Source organism: Ferrovum myxofaciens, assembly GCF_000735045.1.
Classification (GTDB): Bacteria; Pseudomonadota; Gammaproteobacteria; order Burkholderiales; family Ferrovaceae; genus Ferrovum; species Ferrovum myxofaciens.
The window spans coordinates 1-4,050 of record NZ_JPOQ01000114.1; the positions used below are offsets into that span (position 1 = coordinate 1).

The following is a 4,050-nucleotide window of genomic DNA, read 5'->3' on the forward strand; positions in this document are numbered from 1 at the left end:
CTCCGATCTGTATCGTTTCACCCAGCACAGCCATTCGTAACCCCCTCCCGATCATCTATCCTTGATGATCGGAGTATGCCGGGGTCAATCCTCCCTGAATACAACGCCGCTCAGTTACCGCGTACGTTCGTGCAAGGATCCAGCACCTGATCCATGGTCAATCCCAGAGCAGGCAGATTCTTGCTGTTGATCTGGGCCAGACCGATATCGACGGAGTGGCCCAGACGGATCAAGTCTCCTGCCATTTGGGCGGCTTCGTACAGACTTCCCAAATGGTAGGTTTTTCCAGAATCATTGTCGTGCAAAGCGAGGGAATCTCCCCCGCTTTCCTGTTGCACGATGGCGGCCATGGTGATGGGAGCCACCTGGGGAGCGCACTGCACAATGAGTTGTGCCGGCTCAGCAGACAGAGCCCCCATCATCGCTCCGGACCCAAAGCCTGCTCGATTTTCTGGTCGGTTTTGTACTGGCTCAAGGCATAGACTGCCCATATGACCGCCGGGATCCACCCAATGAGGGTGATCTGCAGCAGGAAACAAACAACCCCTGAGATTGGACGACCGATTGTAAAGAATGTGAGCCAGGGCAGACAGAATGCAATGATGAGCCTCATGATTTATATTCCTTGTGGAAACATGGTGTTCCAGTTATTGGAAACTGATAGGCCACCCTGTGCGTTACCGTTCTGGTAACTTGCGTGCCCACAGGTATCCTGATAACCATAAGGACCGAAAAGAGGATAACTGCCAGCATGTGTCTGATAATTTTCCGATCCTATCAATTTGCTCCTGTAAGCCAGCAATTTTGACTTGGGAACATGACCATCCAGGTCGTTGATTTTTTCATGTACAGAACTATTCCAGCCTGACAAATAACCATCTTTGAATCCGTCTATAAAAGCCTGCTGATTACAGGTGCCCGTCGGTATGGAGATATTAAAAATGGGTTGATACCCTGTGCCATCGCCAAGTTGCCCAACCGGCACGGAAACTGATGGGTTAAATTGCGCCAATGAAGTATTGAGTTGAGGTAAATTTGCGCATCCCGAAAGGATGATCAGCAGGCCGAGCGAAGCCATTGTATGTGTTTTTTTCATCTTCGAATTCTCCAGTTGAAGGGAATGTATAACGAGCTCAATACAAAGGGGTTGTTGGAGTATTGAGCATCTTCAAGAGACCTTGGGTCTGCGCGTCCTGCGCGTGGGTCTGCCCCGCCACATAGTTGGCCATCATCTGATTCCCTGCGTTCATGTCTTGCTGTAATGATTGAAGTTGATTGATCATCAAGCCGGATATCTGGTTTCCGGCCTGTAACACTTGCATTCGTCCGGGAGCTGATTGGCTCGCGGCCTGAATAGCCGCCAAGGACGCTTGTGTAGTTCCGAAATCTTGTTGACTGAGGCCGTATTGTTGAAGGGTTGCCGCAATCTGACTGTCTGTATTCTCTGTCCATTTTTGCAGACTACCCTGATAATCAGACAGAGCCTGGCTGGGGTCACCATACTGTTGTTGAACATCTGCCACGGTATTCTGGGTGGCGTAGTTCAGCCCTTGGGCATTACCCACGAGACTGACCAGCGTGTTGAGGGTCGGCAGGGTGGACTGCCACAACTGATCAGGAAAACTCTGAAGATTCCTGACCTGATTCTGAACCATCATCAACTGCTGCTGAAGTTGCATGGCCTCTTGGCTGTACTGTTGCACAGCAGTAATTTCCTGGACGATCTGCTCGGGAAATGTGGCACCTCCCGTAAAAGTTCCTGCTGTGGCACCGACTGACCCCAACGAAATACAGAGTGTTATGACAGTTTTTTTCATCACTGCTCCTTTCTTCAAAGATGGTCATCGGAACGATGGCCCTGATCAGACTCTGCGGGGAGGGAACGGAAGAATTTCTGGCTATTTGCAATCTGAGGTTAGATCGGACTATTTTTTGATCGAGCGAGGCTGATTCAGGGCCTATTATTCTGGTTGGAATTCGATTTTAGAGCCAGACCTTCGAAAAATTCAATTGGTTGGGTTTGCTGCTGAAATGGCAGCTCTGAACCTGAACCAGCCTGCCAGGCGTTACTAATTCATGCCATTCAAACGGCCGCAGGACTCTGAAACCTGCCATACCGCCTATGCGAATTGCTCGGCCTCAGCGGTCATTGAGGGCGTGCTGCTTGAATGACAGCCACGATTCGCATTGCCGATGTTCGAGTATTCGAGGCGAAAATCTTTCGATGGTGAATTCGGGCGACTGCTTACCGAAAAGCGTTACTCACCCTATGCGCCATCAACCGCTATTCAAATGACTGGGTTTGAACGACCAATCCCCACCGGATAGTAGATGTTCGCGCTCATGCTCGCGAATCAGCGCAGGACACCGCTCTGATACGGTCCCTCGGACTGAGGCATCATTGGCAACGATTACTGGACGAAGGAAAGTACCGAACGATGACCGAGATCGCCGCTGCCGAAAATCGACCTTGGTCAAGCCAGTCGAATTGCCCGGCTGACGCAACTGGCTCCCGACATTGTGGAGGTGTGCATGGCGGATGAGGGGAACGGATTGGCGTTGGAGCACCTGATCCGCCGAGGTATCTCGGCGGACTGGAATGAACAGCGCTTGAGATTTCTTATTCCCCACGGATGAGGGTTCTCGGAATCTTGACTGCTGTCAGGGTTTGAACCGCCGCTGGTTCCAGGTATCTTGCATCAGGCGTATGCGATGTGCAGACCATTGCCCGAGATTGTCAACGATTTCCTGAACTGAGAGGCGAGCATGCATTTTGTCTTCAGGTAACAACTCAAAATAGTGTCAGTAAACTTTACACTCTTGCCATCCCATCCCATCCCATCCCATCCCATAACAGTATGTTATTTATGGATTATTATTTCATGTTGAATAGGTGGCACGATTTGTGCTTTTTAATTTCCGTGAGACATTCCATCTCAGAGGGAACGGAATGTCCGGGTCGAACCAATAATAATTCATCAATAACGGGTTAGGGGGTACATCATGCGACACGAGTTCAAGGCTGCAATCCTGCTTGCAGCAGGATTATTGAGTGTGAATGCTGCGCAGGCGAGTTTGATCGCGGATGGACCGGGTTTGGTCTACGACAATGTGGCGAATGTGACCTGGAGTTCGAATGGCAATCTTTTTGGCTCCATGTATGCTACTGATCCCAACCTGATAAACCAGATCATCGCGGCAGTGCCCACGGTGCATGATACGCCCAACGCCTATGACAATGCCGGTCCCGGCAATTACAACCTGAGCGCAAGCGATTTCAATGCCGCGGGTTATAGTGTAATAGACTGGTGGGGGGCGATGGCGTGGGCGAAGTATCTGGACAGTACCAATTATCTGGGCCACAACACCTGGGAGTTGCCGACCACCTACAACCAGAACTGCGTGGGTTACAACTGCACCAACAGCATGCTGGGGGAACTGTTCTACACGGGTCTTGGCGGCACGGCAGGTCAACCCATCACCACCACTCACAATGCCAGTTACGGCCTGTTCACGAACGTCCAGAACGTCGCGTACTGGTCCGGTACGGAGTACGCGTCCAATCCTGATCTCGCGTGGTACTTCTACACCGGTAACGGCGGCCAGTACGAGTACTACAAGTTCTACAACAACTATTCGTGGGCCGTGCTTCCCGGCAATGCTGGTGCCGCCAACGTGCCGGAGCCAGCGAGTGTGGCATTGCTTGGAATCGGGTTGTTGGGATTGATGGCAGGACTGCGGCGGCATCGGCGCTTTGGGTGATTTGACCCTTTCGGGGGTGCAGGGGGAGGTAGCCCCCTGCGGACTATCGGAAAAGCAGTTCGCAGGGACGGAGCGAAGTGTGGTATTCCATATTAGAGGAAACGGAATGTTCGGTTCGAATCAATAATGATTTAGTGGGGTATTCAGCTTAGTGCTGTGATATTAGAATTATGCAATGGAATCAAAAACTCCGCAAGTTCGATCCGTCGCGCCCCGCGCCGGGGTCGACTACCCACGCAACTACGCAGAATTTAAGGCGTGGTTCCCAGATGATGCCGCCTGCCTCGA

Annotated in this window: 5 protein-coding genes and 1 pseudogene; 2 read left to right on the forward strand and 4 right to left on the reverse strand. The window is 51.5% G+C overall.

The window, feature by feature from the left end; genetic code table 11:
* Nucleotides 1–110: 110 nt before the first annotated feature.
* From IV91_RS0111320 to trbJ, 4 genes are read right to left on the reverse strand one after another with little or no spacing between them, the layout of a single operon-like run.
* Nucleotides 111–422: a transglycosylase SLT domain-containing protein gene (locus IV91_RS0111320; protein WP_200874392.1), complete on the reverse strand. Its 312-nt coding sequence runs from the start codon at nucleotides 420–422 to the stop codon at nucleotides 111–113.
* Nucleotides 419–613: a YqaE/Pmp3 family membrane protein gene (locus IV91_RS0111325; RefSeq protein WP_031598461.1), complete on the reverse strand. Its 195-nt coding sequence runs from the start codon at nucleotides 611–613 to the stop codon at nucleotides 419–421. Before IV91_RS0111325 ends, IV91_RS0111320 begins: the two co-directional genes overlap by 4 nt.
* Before the next feature lie 3 nt (nucleotides 614–616).
* Complete coding sequence (locus tag IV91_RS0111330; protein WP_031598463.1) at nucleotides 617–1,096, reverse strand: hypothetical protein; 480 nt, start codon at nucleotides 1,094–1,096, stop codon at nucleotides 617–619.
* Between the two features lie 37 nt (nucleotides 1,097–1,133).
* A complete protein-coding gene (gene trbJ / locus IV91_RS0111335; RefSeq protein WP_031598464.1) occupies nucleotides 1,134–1,817 on the reverse strand; it encodes a P-type conjugative transfer protein TrbJ in 684 nt (227 codons plus the stop codon).
* A 1,186-nt stretch (nucleotides 1,818–3,003) separates the two neighbouring features.
* Between trbJ and IV91_RS0111345 the strand changes: the two genes are divergently transcribed.
* Complete coding sequence (locus IV91_RS0111345) at nucleotides 3,004–3,762, forward strand: Lcl domain-containing protein (RefSeq protein ID WP_031598466.1); 759 nt, start codon at nucleotides 3,004–3,006, stop codon at nucleotides 3,760–3,762.
* Nucleotides 3,763–3,937: 175 nt separating this feature from the next.
* Nucleotides 3,938–4,050: pseudogene (locus tag IV91_RS17985) on the forward strand (IS1595-like element ISCARN11 family transposase); the annotation flags it as partial.